Source organism: Nocardiopsis ansamitocini, assembly GCF_030268225.1.
Taxonomy (GTDB): domain Bacteria; phylum Actinomycetota; class Actinomycetes; order Streptosporangiales; family Streptosporangiaceae; genus Nocardiopsis_D; species Nocardiopsis_D ansamitocini.
Window position 1 is genome coordinate 402,714 of the sequence record NZ_BSQG01000005.1, and the last position, 20,569, is coordinate 423,282.

Below are 20,569 nucleotides of genomic sequence, written 5' to 3' on the forward strand. Positions count from 1 at the left end.
GCGTGTCGCCTAGGCTCGGTGGGCGAGGAGTACCCGCAGGACTACGAGGAGTGTGCCTGATGCCCACCACCCCGCTGCGTCCCGACCACGTCGCGTTCGCGCTCGGACTGAACGCGGTGCTCAGCGACGACACGACCGACACCGGAGCGATGTGGTCGCCCTATTCGGTGGCGTGCGCGCTGGGACTGGTGGCCTCGGGGGCGGCCGGGGCGACCCGCGAGGAGCTGACCGGGCTGCTGGGCCCCGACATCGACGCCGTGCTGGCCGGCCTGGACGAAGCGGTGGAGGGCGGGCCCGAACTGGCGTCGCGGACCGCGCTGTGGCTGCGCGGCGACATTCCCGTGCACGAGGACTTCGAGGCCAGGGTGCGCGCACGGCCCGACTCCGACGTGCGCGTCGCCGACTTCCGCGGCGACCCCGAAGGGGTACGCGCCCGCATCAACGACGACGTCGCCACGACCACCCGGGGCATGATCACCGACCTGCTCACCTCCGGGAGCATCAACCCGGGCACGATTTCGGTTCTGGTCAACGCACTGTGGGTGAAGATGCGCTGGCTGACGCCGTTCACGACCGACTCCACCGTGGACCATCCCTTCCGCGCGCCGTCGGGGACCCGCGAGACCGCCACCATGAGCCGCACGGGCCAGCTCCCCTACGCCGTGTCCGGTGGCTGGCGGATGGTGACCCTGGCCGGCCACGACGAGCTGTTCATGGATGTCCTCCTGCCGCCCGAGGACGACCCCGGGGCCGTCCTCGACGAGAAGACGCTGGGCGCGCTGTACCAGGGGACCGACGTCGTCGACGTCCGGCTGATGCTGCCGCGTTTCGACATCACCCACCACCAGGAACTCACCGAACCCCTGGTCGCGGCCGGGGTGCACACCGTCTTCGGCGACGGGGCCGACCTCAGCGGGCTCTCCCCCGTCCCCCTCAAGGTCGATCAGGTGATCCACCAGGCCAAACTGCGAGTGGACGAGAAGGGCGCGGAGGGCGCGGCCGCCACCGCGGTGGTGATGATGCGCGCGAGCATCACCCCGCCGCCTCCACCGGTGCCCTTCGTCGTGGACCGCCCCTTCCGCATCATCCTGCGACGCCGCGGCGCGATCCTGTTCCTGGGCGAGGTCACCGAGCCGGAGGACCCCGGGCCCGCCGAGTGACCCGGACCGGTGTGGCCGCTCAGACCCGGTCGAAGGGTTCGGGGAAGGCGAAGGTGCCGTGCAGTCCGGGGAAGTGGGCGGCGAGCGGGCGCACCTGGAAGTAGGGGCTCCATTCGGGCACCGGCGCGACGACCCCGTGCTTCTCAGCGGGGACGAAGCCGAACCGGGCGTAGTAGGCGGGATCGCCCAGCAGCCCCACGAGGGTTTCGCCGAGTGCGTCGGCCGCACCGATCACCGAGTGCATCAGGGCCGAGCCGACGCCCGAGCGCTGGTGCTCCGGCAGCACGCTGATCGGGCCGAGGCCGAGCACGGGTGCGCCGCCGATCTTGCCTCGGGTACACACCACGTGACCCACGACCTGGTCGTCGTGGATCGCGACGTGGGAGAGCAGTGGCAGCCATGACGCATGGACGCGCAGTTCGTCCACGAGCGGGGCCTCGCGCGGAGGTTCCTGTCCCGGCGCGGAGAACGCCTTGGTGGTCACGGAGCGGATGGCGTCGATGTCCGCGGGGGTCTCGCGTCGGATCAGCATGAAGCCATGATCGGCGGTAAGACCCCCGCGGGCAACCATTTTACGAGGTCGCGTCCGGTGTGGCGGGGTTCGCGGCCGGTTTGGCGGCTTGGGCCTGCTGGGCCGCCATCGCCGCCTGGGTCTGCTGCGGGAGCTTGAGTTCGAGCAGTTCCCGGGGCGGGACCGGGTTGTCGCCGCGGACCACCACGATGCCGGCGAAGATCTCCTCGATGCGCGCCGCGACGTCGGGTTTGACCGCCCCTTCCCCGCGGATCACACCGCGCAGGAACCAGCGCGGACCGTCCACCCCGATGAAGCGGGCGGGCTGGCCGAGCTGGCGCCCCTCGTCGGTGGTCTTTCCCGGCATGGGCACGATCGCGCGCAGCTCGGGTCCGAAGGTTCCCTGGAAGTCTTCGCTCTTGCCGCCCGACTGGGCGATCTCCGCGCTGATCTCGGCGCGGATCTCCTCCCACAGCCCGGTGGTCTTGGGCGCGGCGAAGGGCTGCACCTGTAGCGCGGTCTGGCCGTTGAGGACCGTCACCCCGATGACCTTGTTGTTCTGCTTGGCGACGTTGACCTGGACCTCGATGTCGGACCCGATGGGGATGCGCAGGCTTCCCAGGTCGACGCGCGGCAGCTCGGGACTGTCCTCAGAGGTGTCCCACGGCCCCTGAAGACGGTGCCGGTCGTCGTCCTTGGTCGGTTCCACAACAGCGCTGTGGCCGGACGGGACGGGCGGGGCGATGTCGTTAGCGCCGCTCTTGACGTTCTTCTTGCCTCGGCGTCCGAACACGCCTCAACACCTCTTCCTTGCGTCCCGGGGTCCCCGGGAACCGTTCATCTGTGGTCGGGCCGCGCGGCGTGCCCGCCAGTGGAACCGAACCCGGCTGCGCCGCGCTCGGAATCGTCGAGTTCGCGGACCTCGCGGAAGGCCGCACGTTCGACCCGTTGGACGACGAGCTGGGCGACACGGTCGCCGCGGGTCAGTTTCACCGGAGTGGTGGTGTCGGTGTTGAGCAGGGTCACCCTGATCTCCCCCCGGTACCCGGAGTCCACGGTGCCGGGAGCGTTGACCACGGTCAGTCCGCACCTGGCGGCCAGGCCCGAACGCGGGTGCACGAAGGCCGCGTAGCCCTCGGGCAGCGCGATGGCGACCCCGGTCCGCACGGTTTCCCGCTGGCCGGGGTCCAGGACCACGTCCTCGGCGGTCACCAGGTCGGCGCCGGCGTCACCCGGGTGGGCGTAGCCGGGCAGGGGGAGGTCGGGGTCGATCCGCACGATCGGGATCTCCACCGGGTCAGTGTCCAGGGAAACGTTGCTCACACTGGCCGAGCCTACCGCTAACGGCGGCGGGCGCCCCGCCATGTGGCGGGGCGCCCGCACGGGCGTGCGGGGCTACTCGACGGTTTCGGGCAGGGTGACCTCGACGTGCAGGTCGGTGTCGTCGCTGGGAACGAAGTCCAGGGCCTCGGCCCGGCCCGCGGAGGCGATGTCGGCTCCGGCGAGTCGGGCGTGGTCGGCCTGCTTGCCGCGCACGACGACGTTGGAGACCTCGGCGCGCATGGACAGCTTCGCAGCGGACTTGGACTTGCGGATGGCCCGCAGGACCTCGGCGGTGGCCGCCAGGACCTGGGGGTCGCCGTCGCCCGCCGCGGTGCGCAGCTCCGCGGCGGCCGGCCAGGCGGCGCCGTGCACGGAGCCCTCCTGCCACCACGACCACACCTCGTCGGCGACGAACGGCACGAACGGGGCGAACAGCCGGTGCAGGGTGGAGAGCGCGATGAGCAGCGAGGCGCGCGCCGACGCGCCCGCGGGCGACTCGGTGTCGTAGGCGCGGGCCTTGACCAGCTCCAGGTAGTCGTCGCACAGGTCCCAGAAGAACCGTTCGGTGCGTTCCAGGGCCCGGGTGTGGTCGTAGTTCTCGAACGCGGCGGTGGCCTCGGCCACGACCTCGGCGAGGGCCGCCAGCATGGACCGGTCCAGCGGCTCGGTGACGGCGGAGGCGTCGACCGCGGTGTCCTGTCCGGCGACCGAGAGCGCGAACTTGCTGGCGTTGAGGATCTTGATGGCCAGGCGGCGCCCGACCTTCATCTGGCCCTCGTCCAGCGCTGTGTCGGTGCCCAGCCGTCCGCTGGCAGCCCAGTAGCGCACCGCGTCGGAGCTGTATTTTTCGAGCAGGTCGATGGGGGTGACGACGTTGCCCTTGGACTTGGACATCTTCTTGCGGTCGGGGTCCAGGATCCACCCGGAGATCCCTGCGGTGCTCCAGGGCAGCGAGCCGTGCTCGAAGTGCGAGCGGACCACGGTGGCGAACAGCCAGGTGCGGATGATGTCCTGGCCCTGGGGGCGCAGGTCCATGGGAAAGACCCGCTGGAAGAGGTCGTTGTCGCGCTCCCAGCCACCGGCCACCTGGGGCGACAGCGAGGAGGTGGCCCAGGTGTCCATGACGTCGGGATCGCCGGTGAATCCGCCGGGCACGCCGCGCTGGTCGGCGGTGTAGCCCTCGGGCGCCTCGGAACTGGGGTCCACCGGCAGTGCGGACTCCGCAGGGGTGATGGGGGCGTCGTAGCGGGGGTTGCCCTCGTCGTCCAGCGGATACCAGACCGGGAACGGCACGCCGAAGAAGCGCTGTCGGCTGATCAGCCAGTCGCCGTTGAGCCCGCCGACCCAGTGCTCGTAGCGGCTGCTCATGTGGCCGGGGTGCCAGGTGAGTTCGCGTCCGCGAGCCAGCAGGTCCTCACGGATCTGCTCGTCGCGCCCGCCGTTGCGGATGTACCACTGCCGGGTCGTGACGATTTCGAGGGGCTTGTCGCCCTTCTCGTAGAACTTCACCGGGTGGGTGATCTGCTTGGGCTCGCCGAGCAGGTCGCCGGACTCGCGCAGCAGCCCGATCATGCGCTCGCGCGCGGTGTGCACGGTGGCCCCGGCCAGGGTGGCGTAGGCGACGCGACCGGCCTCGGAGTCAAGGCCCGCGGGCGGGTCGGCCACGATCCGGCCGTCCCAGCCGATGATGGGGCGGGTGGGCAGCTGTAGCTCCCGCCACCAGGTGACGTCGGTGAGGTCGCCGAAGGTGCAGATCATGGCGATGCCGGACCCCTTCTCGGGGTCGGCGAGGCGGTGCGCCACGACGGGCACCTCGACGCCGAAGACGGGCGTGCGCACGGTCGAACCGAACAGCGGCTGGTAGCGCTCGTCGTCGGGGTTGGCCACGAGCGCGACACAGGCGGCCAGCAGCTCGGGCCGGGTGGTCTCGATGAGGACCGGCTCACCGCCCTCGCGGTGGAAGGACAGCGTGTGGTAGGCGCTGGGACGGTCGCGGTCCTCCAGCTCGGCCTGGGCCACAGCGGTGCGGAACGTGACGTCCCACAGGGTGGGCGCCTCGGCCATGTAGGCCTCGCCGCGCGCCAGGTTGCGCAGGAACGCGCGCTGGGCGGTGGCGCGGGAGTTGTCGTCGATGGTGGCGTAGGTGTGGCGCCAGTCGACGCTGAGGCCCAGGGTGCGCCAGATGCGCTCGAAGACCTTCTCGTCCTCGGTGGTGAGCTTGTCGCACAGCTCGATGAAGTTGCGCCGCGAGATGGGGACCTGGCGCTTGGGGTCGGGCTTGGCCGGGGGGACGTAGTCCTCGACGTAGGGGATCGAGGGGTCGCACCGCACGCCGTAGTAGTTCTGCACCCGGCGCTCGGTGGGCAGTCCGTTATCGTCCCACCCCATCGGGTAGAAGACGGACTTGCCGTTCATCCGCTGGAAGCGGGCGACGGTGTCGGTGTGGGTGTAGGAGAAGACGTGGCCGATGTGCAGCGAACCGGAGACCGTGGGCGGCGGGGTGTCGATCGAGAAGATCTCTTCGCGGCTCTTGGTGCGGTCGAAGTGGTAGACGCCGGACTCATTCCAGACGTCCACCCATTTCGCCTCGATACCGTCGAGCGAAGGCTTGTCGGGCACGTTGAAGGAATGAGAGCGGTTGGTCATGGGGGTAATGGTATTGCTCCGGAGCCCCTGATCGCTCCTGGTTCGCCAGGCCGCTGCGCACGCGAGGCGCGGCGGGCGTCGTCCCTGCGGGGGCGGCACCGCCATGACAGTATTTCGGACAGCATTCCCCGGCTGGGCGTCCGATGACGACAACGGAAGTGACCTATTTCAGATGGCTGACAAGGATGGCGAGCTCACCGCTCGCATCGTCGGCGGTGTGGCCGCACTGGCCGCCGCCTACGTCACGCGCAAGGCCCTGACCTACGCCTGGACCAAGACGATGGGCAAGGAACCCCCCATCGACCCGGAGTCGCCCGACATCAGTCTGGGCGAGGCACTGGGCTGGGCGGTCGTGACGGGTGTGGGCATGGAGGTCGCCCGCGTGCTGGCGACGCGCACCGCCCACAAGCGGTTCGCACCCCGGCGCCACCGCGAGATCGAGGACCTCGGCGTCTGATCCGACGGTCCGTGCGGACACAGGGCAGGGGGCGGCGCGGGAAGCGCCGCCCCCTCGCCCATGTCGTCTGCGGCTGCGTCGCTAGTCGCGCTCCACGGCCCGGCGCGAATCGAGCGGGACCACGGCGCTCTTGTCCATGGTGGGCAGGGTGAGGGAGCGCAGGTCGGAGCGGACCGCGCCGGCCATGGCGCGGGTACCGGCCCGGTTCAGGCTTCCCCCCGCGACGGCTCCGGTCAGGTAGGGGCCCAGCGTGCTCAGGTGCCGGCCCATCAACTTCATGAGGCGGTTGCGCAGCGCGGTCTTGGCCGCGGCGCCCAGCGCGACGGTGACCGACTCCGCGGCCTGCGTGGGGTCGACGCCGCGGCGCTTGGTCCAGGCCACCAGGTAGCCGGAGTTGCGTTGCAGCGCACTGCCCTGGGCCGGCGTGCCGTACACCTCGTGCAGTTCGCCGATCAGCTTGATCTCGATGGCGGCGACGACGATGGTCTCGGCCACGATCTGGGCGGGGGCGGTCAGCAGCAGGGGTGGTGCGGTGAACTGAACGGCGGCCAGCGCGCCACCGGCCGCCCCAACGGCGGTGGTTCCGTTGACGGCGTTGCGTTCCAGCGCGTCGGCGAGGTCCTCGCCCTGGAGGCCCTTGTGGTGGCGGATCAGCGTCTCGCGGTCGCGCACCGCGATGCGCGGGGCGATCTCCTCGCTGAAGAGGTCGGTCAGCCAACGCCCGCCGGCCATGCTCCTGACCCCCGCCGTACGGGCGCTGCGGGCGACGGCCCCCGTGAGACGCCGCAGCAGCTTGGCGCGTCCCTGCTTGTCGGTGCCGTCGTCGGCGGCCAGGAGGGTGACCAGCTCGCCCACCTCGGCGTCATGGGAACGCTCGGGCAGGTTCTGGTTCTCGCCCGGGTCCGGGGCGTCCGGGTCGTCACGATCGTGCTCAGTCTTGTCGGACACGGTCTCATCCCCCTTGAGGTGAAGGCGTCCAGTGCACACAACGTAGACGAGCGGCAGGTCGCGGTCGTTCCATAAGGGGGATGAACAACCGGACGAAAAACGGATGCGCCCCGGAAGACACAGGGTCCCGGGGACGCATCACATAGCGCGTTTCGACCGGTGAGGCGGTGCGGAGGGAGGTAGGGGTGCCCTGCCGTAAGGCTTAAGCGCACTCCCTGCAGACGAGCTGTCCCTTTCGCTCCTCGGCGAGCTGGCTTCGGTGGTGAACCAGGAAGCAGCGGCCGCAGGTGAACTCGTCGGCCTGGCGCGGCAGTACCCGGACGGCGAGTTCCTCGCCGGACAGGTCCGCGCCCGGCAGTTCCAGGCCCTCGGCGACGTCGTCAGGATCGACGTCGATGGTGCTGGTTCCCTTGTCCACCCGACGCGCCTGCAGCTCTTGAAGGCTGTCCTCGTTGAGGTCCTCGTCGGTCTTGCGCGGGCTGTCGTAGTCGGTGGCCATCTTTCTTACTCCATCCCCCTCGATCTATGTGCCTCGTCGCGCGGTTGTAACGCTTGAGAGACGTTTCTTGTGCCCGATCCGGCCAGAAAGTCCCTCGGGCGTAAGTGGACTGTGACCCCTCCCGGGTGCGGTCGCACCTGAAATGGCAGCGTTGAGTGGCCGAACAGGCGGAGCACCTGGTGCTTCGCCATCCGGCCCGCTCTCATGTGCTACCCAACGCCCAAGGGATTCTGACCTGTTTTTCCGTCTTTCCCCTAACCGGCTGGAGCGCGGTTACTCACACCAAGTCACGAGGTCAGAGCGGACATGTCACGACAGGACGTCTTCCCGCCGTACCGATGCCCGGGTGAGCATACCTACCCGTGGGACCACTCCGTACCGCGGAGGACCGTGTCATCGGCCACGTATGAATATCACGGAGTCGGGAACAACCGCAGCCGGTCCTGCGAGCTCCCCGGTCGGCCGTTTCAGCAAGACCTCAGCCGCCGCTCTCGGCGTCGAGGCGGCGGCGGAAAACGGGGAAGCGAACAGTCACCACAAGGCCACCTCCGACGCGCGGCCAAGCACTCACCGCGCCGCCGTGGGCCCGCACGACCGAGCGCACGATGGACAGTCCCAGCCCCGCGCTCTTCTTGGAGCGCACCCGGTCGCCGGAACCCCGCCGGAAGGGCTCGAACAGCCCCTCGATCTCGTAGACGGGGATGACGGGCCCGGAGTTCTCCACCTGCATCGCCGGTGCGCCCTCGTTGATGCCCGAGCGGACCGTGATCTCCCCGCCCTCGACGTTGTAGCGCAGCGCGTTCTCCACGAGGTTGCCCACCAGGCGTTCGAGCAGGACCGGGTCGCCGGTCACGGGGGCGTCGCGCAGGTCGGTGCGGACCTTCAGCCCAGAGGACTCGATGTCGTGGCTGAGCTGGCTGAGCACGGTGGCCGAGACCTCGCCGAGGTCCACGACGGCACGGACGTTGAGTTCGCGGTCGCTCTTCGCCAGGAACAGCAGGCCGTCGATGAGGCGTTCGTGGCGGGAATTGGTCTCCAGCAGCGTGCGGGCGATGGTCCGCAGGTCCGCGGACGCCTCAGGGTCGGCGAGGGCGACCTCCAGGAGGGTCCGGTTGATCGCCAGGGGCGTGCGCAACTCGTGGGAGGCGTTGGCGACGAACCGGCGCTGACCGTCGAAGGCCCGGTCCAGGCGCTCCAGCATCGCGTCGAAGGTGTCGGAGAGTTCGCGGATCTCGTCGTCGGGGCCGCTCATGGCGATGCGTTCGTGCAGAGAGCGCTCAGAGAGACGGCGCGCGGTCCGGGTGATCTTGTGAAGCGGCGACAGCGCCCGGCCCGCCACGGCGTATCCCAGGGCCACGGCGAGGATGCCCACGAGGACCAGGGCGATGACCGAGAACCGGGTGACCTGGTTGGCGATGCCGTCGATCAGGTCGTCCTTGATCCCCTGGGCGATCATCGGGTCGAGGTTGTAGTCGCCGACCTTGACGCTGAAGTTGGGGTTGTCCAGGACGCTGACCAGGACCACGTAGTTGAGCAGGACCAACAGCGAGCCGGCCGCGAAGAAGAGCATCCCGTAGATGAGGGTGAGGCGCATCCGCAGGCTGATGTTGTCGGCGAAGTGGCTGCCCCTGCGCACCGCACCGTCGGCGTCGATGCGCGGGTCCTGCGCCTTGGCCGGCTGGGTGAGGCGCCGCCAGGTCCCGGTCTCACCGGGAGGCGTGGGCGCGACCTCGCCGAGCGGGACCGGAGCGGGGGCGAAGGCCGGTTCCCGTTCCCCCTTGTTCGGGGCCGTCCGTCCCGCGCCGGTCGGCTCGGTGGAACTCAAATCCGGTACCCCGCGCCTTGCACGGTCCGGATCACCGGGGGTTCGCCGAGTTTCTTGCGCAGGGTCATGACGGTCACCCGTACGACGTTGGTGAAGGGGTCGGCGTTCTCGTCCCAGGCTTTCTCCAGGAGCCCTTCGGCGCTGACCACGGTGCCCCCGGCGCGCATCAGGACTTCGAGGACGGCAAACTCCTTGGGGGTGAGCACGACGGGACGGCCGTCGCGCTCCACGGTGTGGTTGGCGGGGTCCAAGACGATGCCGCCGCGCTGGAGGACGGGGGGAAGCGGGGGGGTGGCGCGCCGGCCGAGGGCACGGACCCGGGCGATGAGCTCGGCGAAGGCGAAGGGCTTGGCCATGTAGTCGTCGGCGCCGATCGTGAGTCCGGCGACCTTGTCGTCGAGTTCGCCGGCGGCGGTGAGCATCAGGATCCGGCCGGTGTAGCTCTGCGAGGAAAGGATCCGGCAGACGTCGTCGCCGTGCGTTCCCGGGAGGTCGCGGTCGAGGATGACCACGTCGTACTCGTTGACGCTGGTGCGCTCCAGGGCGCTGTCCCCGTCGTAGACGACGTCCACGGCCATCGACTCGCGCCGTAGGCCCACGGCAACCGCGTCGGCGAGGACCTGTTCGTCTTCGACCACGAGTACGCGCACTGTTTCCTTCGCTTCCCGGAGCGTCGGTGCAGAAAAAAGGCCGCTGCCGGCGCATCCCCCAACACACCGGCAGCGGCGTTCAATCCCGGCTGCGTCAACCGTTATTCCACACCCCGGATAAGGGGCGGGTAAACCGTTTTCGACGCTTCGCAACCAGGAAGACTTTGGTCTTGCTCGGTCGGGCCTGACCTGCGCAACTCAACGCTATGGCCATTGGGCGGAGAGGGCAAACTCCAGGGCACTCCAGGGCCGCACCGGCAAGCATCCCGATAATACGGCGTCCGGGGTACTCCTCAAGCCCCCGAGGAAGCCGAGGGGAGCCCCAAAGAAGGAGCGTTGCCGCCGGCGCATCCCCCAACCGCCGGCGGCAACGCTCACCCCGCACATCTCAAATCTGACACAAGATGGATAAGAAGTAAGTAAGAAGGGGGACAATCTTGACACTTGTGGGGTAAGACACATCCCGCCCAATGCTTCCGGGTTTCCTTATGGGAGATGCCCGCCCGGCCCCGATGGTTCGGGTCCGCCCGCAGATTTTTCCCCCGCCCGCCGTGTGCATGGGCGGCACACAGGCCACAGGACGGAAGACCGTCACGTGCGGCACCTCGGGGCTCGACCCCGTACAACCGCGCGAGTTCGACATCGACGGCCCAGCGAACCAGTCGAGGCGCGCCCCCGGCCCCGCGAGCGTCCGCCCGGCCTGCGCCCCCGGGCCGGCGGGAAGCCCACCCCCTACCGGCCGCCACGTCCCCACACGTCCGCTACCGAAAAAGCGCCCCTGCCGACGGCGCCCTACTCGGACCGCGGCGCCTCCCGCACCCGCGCCTGGTGCCGACGGGCCTTGAGCCGGTTCCCACAGGTCTTCATCGAGCACCACCGCGCGGCGTTGGCACGACTGCGATCCAGGAGGAAGAGGCGGCATTCGGGGTTCCCGCACGGCCGCAGGCGGCCGGGCATGCGCTCCTTGACGTCCGCCCACGCGAGCACGAGCTCCACCGCGAGCCGTCGCTCCGACGGCACCTCCAGGCGCCACTCGACGCCCGACGTGCCGGGCCGCGGAACCTTGCGAACACCGGCGAGGATCCGGCGCAGGCGGGGTTCCGCCGGGGCGCCCGACTCCACCGCCTGGAGCGCATCCCGCGCGGTGCGCAGCCACCGGCGTTCCTCGCCGCCGCCGAGGCCCCCGTGCTCCCGCGCCCAGCCGTCCACCGCGTGGTCGTCGCGCCAGAGGTCCCGGCGTCGGCCGTCCACGACAGGGGTGCTGTTCAGCGCCTGCATCAAAGCTTGGTCGTCCAGCACTGCCCCACCTCTCCACCTAACTCTATCAAGCCACTTGACAGGTTACTCGACGGGCGGTCTACTGGGCATCCGGGATAACCAGCAAAATTGATTGAAGGGGTTAGAAATGGCCGAGGTTCGCCACCAGTACGCGACGGTGCGGGGACACCGTGTCTTCTACCGCGAGGCAGGGCCCCGCGAGGCACCCACGCTCGTACTCCTGCACGGCTTTCCCTCCGGTTCGCGCATGTTCCGCCACCTCATCCCGGCACTGGCCGATCGATTCCACGTCATCGCCCCCGACCACCTCGGCTTCGGCAACTCCGACACCCCGCCCGCGGACACGTTCGCCTACACCTTCGACTCCCTGACCGATGTCACCGAAGCCCTGCTGGCCCAGCTCGACGTCACCCGCTACGCCGTATACGTCCAGGACTACGGCGCGCCCATCGGCTGGCGGCTGGCCCTGCGCTCCCCCGAGGCGATCACCGCGGTGATCACGCAGAACGGCAACGCCTACGAGGACGGCTTCGTACCGGACTTCTGGGAGCCCGTATGGGCGTACGCCGAGAACCCGGGCCCCCGGACCGAACCCGCCGTCCGGGCCGCACTCTCACTCGACGCCATCCGCTGGCAGTACCTGCACGGAGTGGACCGGCCCGAGCTGGTCGACCCCGACACCTGGGCCGCCGACCACCGCGAGGTCAACCGGCCGGGCAACGACCTGGCGCAACTGGCCCTGTTTCGCGACTACGCGAGCAATCGGCCCCTCTACCCCCGGGTGCACGCCTACTTCCGGGAACACCGGGTCCCGCTCCTGGCGGTCTGGGGCGCGGGCGACGAGATCTTCGGCCCGGACGGGGCGCGCGCCTTCGCGAGGGACCTGCCGGACGCGGAGATCCACCTGGTCCCCGGGGGTGGGCACTTCCTGCTCGAAAGCCACCTGGACACCGTGGCCGGGTACATCCGCGGATTCCTGACCACCGCCGGATCACCGGCGTGAGGCCCGCGAGGGGTTCCCGGGGCGGGTGAACGGGCCCTTCGAGGCAAGGCGCAGTCGACTGCGCCGACCGAAGCGGGCGGCCCCGGTGGCCTCCACGGCCGTGCGGGCTCCACCGGCATGCCGAGGTTCGCAAGAAGAGGCTCCTCGACAGCGGTCTCCCAGCGACACGAATCCCTGCCTTTACGGCGTAGATTCAGAGAATCCGGACGGTCCTCGGCGGAACGTGAACGGATCGGGACGGGGAGCCTCGCGGCTCTCGTGTGGCGCGGAGCGTGGACCGGGCGAACCGCGCCCGGTCGGCCCGCAGCCCCACCGGTACGCCCGTCCCCTCTTCGCGGAAGTGGCACCTTGCTTCGGCGGGGCGCGTCCGCACGGGGCAGGGGCAGCGGGCACCACGCTCCGGCACCCGACCATGGGCCACACGCACGCCAAGGCGTGCGGGGACGGGGTTGCTCGGACCGGCCTGGGCATACCGCCCCCCTTGCGGTTACCCGGTTGGTACGGTCGCCGGGTACCGCATCCGCGACAGGAGCATCCAATGCCCGGCCATCACCCCGAACTCACAGCCGTTGCCGACAGCATCGCCCTGAACGGTCCGGGAGTCGGGGTGCTCGATCTGGCCCAGCACGCCCTCGACTTCTACACCATCCGCTACAGCGACTACCCTCCCCGGGTGCTCGCCTCGGAGGTGGCCCGCTGCCGCTCCCTGCTCATCGACCACAGCACCGTCTCCACGGACATGCGGCGCGTCGTGGGATGGCTCTCCGCCCTCCTGGGCAACCTCGCCCACCACACCGGCGACGCACCCGGCGCTTTCGTGCACCTCGGTGCCGCCTCCCGGGCCGGAGTGCGGGTGGGTGAGCCGCGTCTGACGGGGTGGGCGTTGGGCGCGCAGTCGATGGCGGCCATGGCGCAGGACCGGCCCGCTGAAGCCCTGGAGCTCGCGGAGCAGGCGGCCGAATACGCCGACACCCCGTTGCGCCGCGCCCAGACGACCGCCTGGTGCCGGCTGCGTCCGCTCGCGGCACTGGGCGACTGGGGACGACTGGACGAATCCGTCGCCGCGTCGCAGCTGCACATGGACGCCGCCGACCGGGAGGAGGGGGGTCGTTTCGGGTTCGACCGCGCCGAGTTCCACCTGCACCTCGGCGAAGCGCTGCTCGGCCGCGACCCCGCAGCGGCCGGCCGCCACGCCGAGACCTCGGCCGGGCTCAAGCGCGCCGGGTCTCCGGGATGGGCCGCGGCAACGGCGGTCCTCGCGCGCGCCCACGCCGCTGCCCGGGACTCTCGGAGCGCGACCGTTTTGGGCGTGGGCGTGCTGGAGTCGGTCCCGTCGGGGGCGTTGCGGGCAACCACCCGAGGGCGGTTGCGACAGCTGGCCACCGATCTGCACGGGCAGCCGGGAGCGGAGGACCTGCGCGCCGCGCTTCGCGACGAGGGGTGAGCCGTTGTTCTCGGGGTCGATCCCCGCGTGCGCGGGGCTCACGTAGAGCCCGACCCTCGCCGGGGTGAGAGACCCGGTCCATCCCCGCGTGCGCGGGGCTCACAGACGAGCACCCCGGTCGCCAATCCGACGGGAAGGTCCATCCCCGCGTGCGCGGGGCTCACACCATGGCCAAAGCCACCGGCGCCAACATCCGCGGTCCATCCCCGCGTGCGCGGGGCTCACTCGGCAACGTCGGCAATTTCAGCGGACCCAGCAGGTCCATCCCCGCGTGCGCGGGGCTCACTCGTCGAGGAACCGCTCGGTGAGCCGGTCCATCGGTCCATCCCCGCGTGCGCGGGGCTCACCACATCGGCCCCGGACTCACCACGGGGCACGCCGGTCCATCCCCGCGTGCGCGGGGCTCACGTCGAGGTGGTCGGCCGCCCACAGCTCGCAGAGGGTCCATCCCCGCGTGCGCGGGGCTCACCACCGACGGGTTCGCGTTCGGGGTGGTTCAGTCGGTCCATCCCCGCGTGCGCGGGGCTCACGGAACGGTCTACCGGGTCGAACCGGACGGGCCGAAGTCCATCCCCGCGTGCGCGGGGCTCACAGTAGGCGTCACGCCAACGGATGGTGCAGCGGCGGTCCATCCCCGCGTGCGCGGGGCTCACACGCACCCGACGGCGGCCAGCAGCTGGCCGACCGGTCCATCCCCGCGTGCGCGGGGCTCACCCCACGGCGCATACACCAGCGCAGACCACAGCGCGGTCCATCCCCGCGTGCGCGGGGCTCACGACCCGGAGCTGTTTGAGGAGGGGCAACGGTACGGTCCATCCCCGCGTGCGCGGGGCTCACCAACGAGACCAAGCTGAAGCGATCGACCGCGCCGGTCCATCCCCGCGTGCGCGGGGCTCACGGCCTTATTCCGGTTAGCCACGCTTTCGAGTCCGGTCCATCCCCGCGTGCGCGGGGCTCACGAGGGCGTCACAGTCGAGGCGCGTCATGCGGGCGGTCCATCCCCGCGTGCGCGGGGCTCACAGCTATCTGGAACTTCCCGACGTGCGCCATGACGGTCCATCCCCGCGTGCGCGGGGCTCACCGGATCGGGCTACTGGCGACACAGTGCAGGGCCGGTCCATCCCCGCGTGCGCGGGGCTCACCAGACAAGGCCCGCGCTCCCCGTGGCGCGGGCCGGTCCATCCCCGCGTGCGCGGGGCTCACGGCGGCAACAACGAAGGATGGCCGGTGATGCTCGGTCCATCCCCGCGTGCGCGGGGCTCACGTCAGCGTCCGTCGGATGCCCTCGCTGCTGTCGCGGTCCATCCCCGCGTGCGCGGGGCTCACGGACCCCCGACCAGACCCCCGGGTTCAAGCGCCGGTCCATCCCCGCGTGCGCGGGGCTCACAGTTAATGACCTGGCACTTTGCGAGCCGTTACCATTATGAGATCTTCGGTGAGGCATCCAACACCCCCATTATCCACTGGCTCCCGCCCCCTGTCCGACCAACCACTCCCCCACCCCCGACCAGGCACTACGCCCACGACACGCGGCCAAGCAGGGCCCTGCGACAACATCCTGGGCCAGCAGGCCACATCCCACCGCGCGGGAAAGGCGGAAGCGATTGCGGAAGGAAACCGTCCGCGTTGCCCCTCGCGACTTGTCGATCACTTGGATTGAACAGGCACCAACACCCCACTCGCTCCTCCGCTCAGAGCCGGTAGGGGTGGGCTGTGTGGAAGAGGTCCTGGAAGTGGGCGAGGTAGTGGCGGGTGTCGGTGATCGGCAACGCCAGGGGGAAAGGGATCGTCTCCACGGTGGTGGCGTTGTCGGTGATGGTGAACCCACACGACCAGATCACCGGGGGGTCCTGCTTCTCGGGCAGGACACGCAGGGTGACATGTGGCAGCTCGGCCAACGCCAGGAGCAGCAGGTGTTGTTCGGTCATGGTCTCCACCCCACCGATAGGGCGGCGCAGCGCCGTCTCGGTCACCACGTAGGTGCGGGGGTGTTCGGCGTCGATCAGCAAGCGCTGACGGCGGGTACGGATCGCTACGACCTCTTCCACATGCTCAGGGCGCAGCAGTCCTGAAGCGGTCAGGACCGTGCGGGCGTAGGTCGCGGTTTGCAGGGGTGCGGGCACGACCGAGGGTGCGAAGGCGCGGATCTGGCCGTGGGGTTCATCCAACGCGAGGTTGCGTTGCTGGACGACCAGCGCGCCGGAGACGTCAACACCCATCAGGAGCATTCCGGCCGGGAGAGTCCGCGTGGCCCAGCGGACCGGTGTGGTTGACAGAGCTAGTGTGCGGGGTTTCGCGCAGCAGGTCGTGGAACTGGGCTGCGGGGTAGCGGCGCGCACCCCCGGGGGTGGTCACGTAGGTGATGAGGCCGTGGCTTCCCCACCGGGCCACGGTGGAGGCGTCCACCCCGAACAGGGTGGCCACCTGGTGGTTCATCAACAGGGCCCCCTGGACGCTTTCCAGGGGCGTATCCGGGTCGGGGCCGGTGGGGGTGGGGTCGGTGCAAGACATGAGGTCAAGGGTCCGTTCGGGCAGTACCGGCACCCGCCGCGAGAGGGCGGGCGTACACCGGGTGGTCGAGGGGTGGGAGGGGCCGCGCGTGCGGGGTGAGCGAACACGCGGCCCCCGCTTGACGTCCGGTCGGTCACCGGCCGGGGCGGTCCGGGGAGTCGGGGTGGTCGTCCAGGGCCCGCTGCTCGGCACCCAGCTGGGCAAGGAGGGCGTCCAGGGTGGACGCGTGCAGGTGACGCCTGCGGCCGCTGCTGTGTTCGGCCCGGGTCAACGGCGCTCGACGGTGCGCGCTCCACGCCCGCTGGGGGTCGGTGTCAGGGGTGTGGGTGATGGCCCAGGCCGGGAAATCCCACCGCACCCGCGCCAAAGCAGCCGCAACACCGTCGACACTGTCGGGGGTGCACACCGCACTCACCGGCTCTGGCACTGCGTGGGGGCGTAGGCGCGTACGCGCGGTGCGGTGTAGGCCCGCAGCGGCGAGGGCGGCTCGTAGACGTGCAGGCAGTGGTCCAACAACTCCACGTCCGAGACCGCGAGCACATGGGCGGTGACGCGGTTGCGCGCGGAATAAGGCGCGGCCTCGCCGTAGCGGTAGGTCACCTCCCACAGCGCCGAATGCGACTCCGCCACCTCAGCGAAACGCGGATAGTCCGGAATACGCGGCACCACCCGCGCCTGACGCGCAGGCACAGGCTGCGGCCCAGGCACACCCGACACGGCTCCGGAGGCACCGGCGCAGTGACGGCCCGCCCGCCGAGCGGGCATCACCGCCGCCATCAACAACACACTCGCCAACGCGAGCAGAGAAAAGAAACGCATGAGGGTCCCCTCCCGGGGGCGTACGGCCGCTGGATGAGGGCGACCTACCGAATGAATGCGAGACCATCATGCAATAGTCACTATGTAATTATCAAGATGCGATTAACACTTGGGCGATATGTCTGTGTCTGACTAGCTGTCCTATGATCAGGCGGGCCAGGAGGTGACAGAGGGTGGCCGACAGCAGGTACAGCCCAAGTGCGCGACGGCGGCGACTCTCCGCCCTGCTGAAGCGCATGCGCGAGGAGCGCAAGCTCAAGATCGACGACGTCAACAAAAACCTCGGATGGGCCTCGGGAAAGCTCAGCCGCATGGAACGCAACGAATGGAAGCTGCCTTCACCGCGCGACATGAAGGACCTCGCAGAGGTGTACGACCTCTCCGAGGAGATGCGGGAAGCCGTCGTCTCCCTTGCCCGGGAGGCGAGACTTCGCGGCTGGTGGGTCGAATTCCGCGACGTCCTCAGAGGCGGGTTGGCCGATTTCGAGACCGGCGCGTCCCTCATCCGGACCTTCGAAGGGCTCCTCACCCCTGGGCTGCTCCAGACCCCGGACTACGCAGCAGCGGTATTGCGCGGCGGAAGAGTCCTGTCCAGCACCGACATCGACCGCAAGGTCGCCGGACGAATGCGCCGCCAAGAAGTGCTCGCCTCCGACGACCCGCCCCGACTCTGGGCGGTCATCGACGAAGCCGCACTGCGCAAGCGAGTCGGCGGCGATGACGTCATGACTGCACAGATCAGACACCTCATCGGGATGGCCGAACGCCCGAACGTCGACATCCAGGTACTGCGCGACAGCGCTGGTTCCCACGCCGCGATGGACGGATCGTTCATGATCCTGGACTTCCCCGACCCAGCCGACCTGCCACTGGTGTACATGGAGACGGCAACCGAAGACCTGTACCTGGAGAAACCCCAGGTCATCCAGCACTACGTCAGCGTCTTCGGCCACATATGCAGCGCGGCCGAGTCCCCCGAAGCTTCGGTCGCGTTCCTGGAATCACTCATTTAGCGAGGACACCTTGCATTCATCCACCCCCATGCGCTTCCGCAAGTCCTCTTACAGCGGCTCCGGCGACAACTGCGTGGAGCTCGCCGACCTGCCCAATGGTGCCGCCATCCGCGACACCCAGAACCGCGAGCTGGGCCATATCGAACTTCCGGCACGAGAAATGGCCGGCCTGCTGGGCGCGATCCGCAACAGCCAGCTCTAACAGCCGCTAGACACACGAAGGGCCCCGGAAAAATCCGGGGCCCTTCGAGGCATTCATCCAGGGCTGAGCATACCTGTTCGGACAGAACCAAGCGAGAACCCCCGAAACAGAACCACCCTCAACCCGCCACATCCCCGCGCTCACGGGTAGCACTGGACCGGCATCCCCTCGCGGGAACCACCCCCGCGTGCGCGGGGAGCACTTCTGGATGAGCTCCCAGTTCTCGTCTTCGTCGGGTCCATCCCCGCGTGCGCGGGGAGCACTTCTGGATGAGCTCCCAGTTCTCGTCTTCGTCGGGTCCATCCCCGCGTGCGCGGGGAGCACCCGCCCCACGACATCGATGCCGAGCAGTCGGTGGGACCATCCCCGCGTGCGCGGGGAGCACGTGGAGGCCGTCCTCATCGACGCCATTGCCGAGGGACCATCCCCGCGTGCGCGGGGAGCACACTGCCCCCCACTGGATGCGTCTCGTCCGAGAGGGACCATCCCCGCGTGCGCGGGGAGCACCAAAGATCGAGACTGAGACACGGTGGTGGGATCGGGACCATCCCCGCGTGCGCGGGGAGCACGTATCGACGTACCAGGATGCGTGCGTAATGGCGGGACCATCCCCGCGTGCGCGGGGAGCACTCTTGTTGACCTGGGACTCTACCAGCGAGTAACCCTGATTTCATTCACTTGTCGAGAAAAGAACATTCCGCACACAAGCCCCCCTTCTTCACCCAGGGGCCGTAAGCACGCAGATCCGCCGGGGCCGAACGCCCGGGAGTGATCGCTGGCCGGCAGGACGGGCTCAGCGGACAGCACCGCACTCCCCTGGCCTGTGCCTCCCCCGCTCACCGGGCAGCCGTTCCGGCCCGCACCCATCCCTGACCGGCAACGCCCCTAACCGCCACCGTCAGCCGCGCGAACACCACGGCCCGCCAGCGTGGGGCCGGCACGGCAGGCGCGACCTCCGGCAGTCGGGGGCCTTTCCCTCGAACTCCCCTCCGCACTCACACCCCCGTGGCGCGCGGACCGCTCGTCCCGACCGAAAACGCCTAAGGCACCCCCGCTTGCGGGATTTCCGGAGGGGTTGGCATCATGTTGGGACCTCGCGGGGGAACCGCCCGGATCTGGCACAACGTCGTGTTACCGGTTGGTGAACTTTGCCTCTGCGGGGTTCGGCACCAGCGCCGTCGTGGGTATGTTCCGCGACCGCTGACCATGTGGGTGAGAGGGGAGTGACGATGGGCGAGTTCCTGTCTGAGATTCGGGTCCGCATCAACGAGACCTACACGTCGCTGCAAGCGGCCCAGGCCGCCGAAGACGACTTCCTTGCCGACACGCACGCGTCGGAACTTGAGGACCTGCGCCGCATCGCCGCCAGAAACGGCATCGACCCGCGCTTCGCCTAGAGCGCCGAGCCCACGGATCCACCGAGGCCGGGCCGCGTCCCCGTGAGGGGACACGGCCCGGCCTCGTCGCTTCCCGCCGCCTTTAGGCGTCCCGGTCGGCCCCCAAGGGCTCCAGCAGGTTGTGCAGTTCCTCGAACAGTCCCGGCGCCGCCGCCAGGGTCAGGTCCCCGTTGGGGCCGAGCCCGCGGAGGCCGCCCACCCGGGCGCCCGCCTCCTGCGCGACGAGCGCGCCCGCGCCCCAGTCCCAGGGGTGCAGCCCGCGCTCGTAGTAGGCGTTGAGCTGGCCGTCGGCCACCGCGCACAAGTCCAGGGCCGCCGCGCCCGCCCTGCGGATGTCGCGGACGCGCGGAACCACCTCGCTCAACACCGCGGCCTGGTGGACGCGGCGCTGGGCCGCGTAGCCGAAACCGGTGCCCACCAGCGCGAGTCCCAGCCCCACCCGAGGGGCCGCCGTGATGGGGCTCCCGTCCCGGGTGGCGCCCTCCCCCAGCACCGCCGTGTAGACGGTGCCGCGCGCCGGCGCGAAGACCACCCCGGCCACCACGACGCCGTCGGCCTCCGCTGCGATGGACACCGCCCAGTCGGGGCGCCCGTAGAGGTAGTTGACGGTGCCGTCGATCGGGTCGACCAGCCAGCGCACGCCGGATCGGCCCTCGGCGGCGCCGCCCTCCTCCCCCAGGATCGCGTCGCCCGGGCGCGCGCCGAGCAGCACCTCCCGGATCAGCTCCTCGGCGGCCCGGTCCATCTCGGTCACGACGTCGGTGGGCGAGGACTTCGTGTCCAGGACCGCGATTCCGGCCTGGCCGCGCGCGGCCAGCGCACCGGCGTCCTCGGCGGCGCGCAGCGCCAGTGCCAGGAGGTCGTGCGGGTCGTGGTCGGCCAT

Annotated in this window: 21 protein-coding genes and 2 CRISPR repeat arrays; of the genes, 7 read left to right on the forward strand and 14 right to left on the reverse strand. The window is 69.9% G+C overall.

Annotation, left to right across the window (positions count from 1 at the left end):
- Window positions 1-59 precede the first annotated feature (59 nt).
- Window positions 60-1,160: a serpin family protein gene (locus tag QSJ59_RS16610; RefSeq protein ID WP_285760480.1), complete on the forward strand. Its 1,101-nt coding sequence runs from the start codon at window positions 60-62 to the stop codon at window positions 1,158-1,160.
- A 19-nt stretch (window positions 1,161-1,179) separates the two neighbouring features.
- Here the strand turns inward: QSJ59_RS16610 and QSJ59_RS16615 are convergent, their stop codons facing one another.
- From QSJ59_RS16615 to valS, 4 genes are all read right to left on the reverse strand, one after another.
- Window positions 1,180-1,692, reverse strand: coding sequence for a GNAT family N-acetyltransferase (locus QSJ59_RS16615; RefSeq protein WP_285760481.1), 513 nt, complete (start codon window positions 1,690-1,692; stop codon window positions 1,180-1,182).
- 40 nt (window positions 1,693-1,732) lie between these two features.
- Entirely contained in the window at window positions 1,733-2,464 is a 732-nt protein-coding gene (locus QSJ59_RS16620) for a DUF3710 domain-containing protein (RefSeq protein WP_285760482.1), read from the reverse strand.
- 44 nt (window positions 2,465-2,508) lie between these two features.
- Window positions 2,509-2,994, reverse strand: coding sequence for a dUTP diphosphatase (gene dut / locus QSJ59_RS16625; RefSeq protein WP_285760483.1), 486 nt, complete (start codon window positions 2,992-2,994; stop codon window positions 2,509-2,511).
- 72 nt (window positions 2,995-3,066) lie between these two features.
- Complete coding sequence (gene valS, locus QSJ59_RS16630; RefSeq protein ID WP_285760484.1) at window positions 3,067-5,640, reverse strand: valine--tRNA ligase; 2,574 nt, start codon at window positions 5,638-5,640, stop codon at window positions 3,067-3,069.
- Window positions 5,641-5,812: 172 nt separating this feature from the next.
- On the opposite strand from valS, the gene QSJ59_RS16635 reads away from it, so the two are divergent.
- Complete coding sequence (locus QSJ59_RS16635) at window positions 5,813-6,097, forward strand: DUF4235 domain-containing protein (RefSeq protein WP_285760485.1); 285 nt, start codon at window positions 5,813-5,815, stop codon at window positions 6,095-6,097.
- A gap of 81 nt (window positions 6,098-6,178) precedes the next feature.
- Here the strand turns inward: QSJ59_RS16635 and QSJ59_RS16640 are convergent, their stop codons facing one another.
- The 5 genes from QSJ59_RS16640 to QSJ59_RS16660 form a co-directional block, all read right to left on the reverse strand.
- On the reverse strand, window positions 6,179-7,045 hold the full coding sequence (locus QSJ59_RS16640) for a hypothetical protein (RefSeq protein WP_432707493.1): 867 nt from the start codon (window positions 7,043-7,045) through the stop codon (window positions 6,179-6,181).
- A 202-nt stretch (window positions 7,046-7,247) separates the two neighbouring features.
- Entirely contained in the window at window positions 7,248-7,544 is a 297-nt protein-coding gene (locus QSJ59_RS16645; protein ID WP_285760486.1) for a DUF4193 domain-containing protein, read from the reverse strand.
- A gap of 478 nt (window positions 7,545-8,022) precedes the next feature.
- Window positions 8,023-9,369 (reverse strand): sensor histidine kinase, encoded by a 1,347-nt coding sequence (locus QSJ59_RS16650; RefSeq protein ID WP_285760487.1) that lies wholly within the window; start codon window positions 9,367-9,369, stop codon window positions 8,023-8,025.
- Complete coding sequence (locus QSJ59_RS16655; protein ID WP_285760488.1) at window positions 9,366-10,019, reverse strand: response regulator transcription factor; 654 nt, start codon at window positions 10,017-10,019, stop codon at window positions 9,366-9,368. The genes QSJ59_RS16650 and QSJ59_RS16655 overlap by 4 nt, the downstream gene beginning before the upstream one ends.
- A 792-nt stretch (window positions 10,020-10,811) precedes the next feature.
- Window positions 10,812-11,318 carry a CGNR zinc finger domain-containing protein gene (locus QSJ59_RS16660; RefSeq protein ID WP_285760489.1) on the reverse strand — a complete coding sequence of 169 codons (507 nt, stop codon included), beginning with the start codon at window positions 11,316-11,318 and terminating at the stop codon, window positions 10,812-10,814.
- A gap of 106 nt (window positions 11,319-11,424) precedes the next feature.
- On the opposite strand from QSJ59_RS16660, the gene QSJ59_RS16665 reads away from it, so the two are divergent.
- Window positions 11,425-12,300, forward strand: coding sequence for an alpha/beta fold hydrolase (locus QSJ59_RS16665; RefSeq protein WP_285760490.1), 876 nt, complete (start codon window positions 11,425-11,427; stop codon window positions 12,298-12,300).
- Window positions 12,301-12,838: 538 nt separating this feature from the next.
- The gene (locus tag QSJ59_RS16670) at window positions 12,839-13,744 is read left to right on the forward strand and encodes a tetratricopeptide repeat protein (protein WP_285760491.1); all 906 of its coding nucleotides are present in this window, start codon (window positions 12,839-12,841) and stop codon (window positions 13,742-13,744) included.
- A gap of 13 nt (window positions 13,745-13,757) precedes the next feature.
- A CRISPR array of direct repeats spans window positions 13,758-15,131; the repeat unit is 29 nt; unit sequence CGGTCCATCCCCGCGTGCGCGGGGCTCAC.
- Between the two features lie 304 nt (window positions 15,132-15,435).
- On the opposite strand, the gene QSJ59_RS16675 is transcribed toward QSJ59_RS16670, so the two are convergent.
- From QSJ59_RS16675 to QSJ59_RS16690, 4 genes are all read right to left on the reverse strand, one after another.
- Window positions 15,436-15,963: a Scr1 family TA system antitoxin-like transcriptional regulator gene (locus QSJ59_RS16675; protein WP_285760492.1), complete on the reverse strand. Its 528-nt coding sequence runs from the start codon at window positions 15,961-15,963 to the stop codon at window positions 15,436-15,438.
- The gene (locus QSJ59_RS16680; protein ID WP_285760493.1) at window positions 15,953-16,255 is read right to left on the reverse strand and encodes a MerR family DNA-binding transcriptional regulator; all 303 of its coding nucleotides are present in this window, start codon (window positions 16,253-16,255) and stop codon (window positions 15,953-15,955) included. Before QSJ59_RS16680 ends, QSJ59_RS16675 begins: the two co-directional genes overlap by 11 nt.
- Window positions 16,256-16,388: 133 nt before the next feature.
- Window positions 16,389-16,682, reverse strand: a complete 294-nt coding sequence (locus QSJ59_RS16685; RefSeq protein WP_285760494.1) for a hypothetical protein — start codon at window positions 16,680-16,682, stop codon at window positions 16,389-16,391.
- A complete protein-coding gene (locus QSJ59_RS16690) occupies window positions 16,667-17,074 on the reverse strand; it encodes a hypothetical protein (protein WP_285760495.1) in 408 nt (135 codons plus the stop codon). Before QSJ59_RS16690 ends, QSJ59_RS16685 begins: the two co-directional genes overlap by 16 nt.
- A 173-nt stretch (window positions 17,075-17,247) precedes the next feature.
- Here QSJ59_RS16690 and QSJ59_RS16695 point away from each other — a divergent pair, with 173 nt between their 5' ends.
- The 3 genes from QSJ59_RS16695 to QSJ59_RS16705 all read left to right on the forward strand — a co-directional run bounded on the left by QSJ59_RS16695 (window position 17,248) and on the right by QSJ59_RS16705 (window position 19,686).
- Window positions 17,248-18,087: a helix-turn-helix domain-containing protein gene (locus tag QSJ59_RS16695; protein WP_285760496.1), complete on the forward strand. Its 840-nt coding sequence runs from the start codon at window positions 17,248-17,250 to the stop codon at window positions 18,085-18,087.
- Window positions 18,088-18,097: 10 nt separating this feature from the next.
- Window positions 18,098-18,289: a DUF397 domain-containing protein gene (locus tag QSJ59_RS16700; RefSeq protein WP_285760497.1), complete on the forward strand. Its 192-nt coding sequence runs from the start codon at window positions 18,098-18,100 to the stop codon at window positions 18,287-18,289.
- 173 nt (window positions 18,290-18,462) lie between these two features.
- A CRISPR array of direct repeats spans window positions 18,463-18,919; the repeat unit is 29 nt; unit sequence GGGACCATCCCCGCGTGCGCGGGGAGCAC.
- 599 nt (window positions 18,920-19,518) lie between these two features.
- Window positions 19,519-19,686 carry a hypothetical protein gene (locus tag QSJ59_RS16705; RefSeq protein WP_285760498.1) on the forward strand — a complete coding sequence of 56 codons (168 nt, stop codon included), beginning with the start codon at window positions 19,519-19,521 and terminating at the stop codon, window positions 19,684-19,686.
- A gap of 82 nt (window positions 19,687-19,768) precedes the next feature.
- Here the strand turns inward: QSJ59_RS16705 and QSJ59_RS16710 are convergent, their stop codons facing one another.
- On the reverse strand, window positions 19,769-20,569 hold the full coding sequence (locus QSJ59_RS16710; protein WP_285760499.1) for an inositol monophosphatase family protein: 801 nt from the start codon (window positions 20,567-20,569) through the stop codon (window positions 19,769-19,771).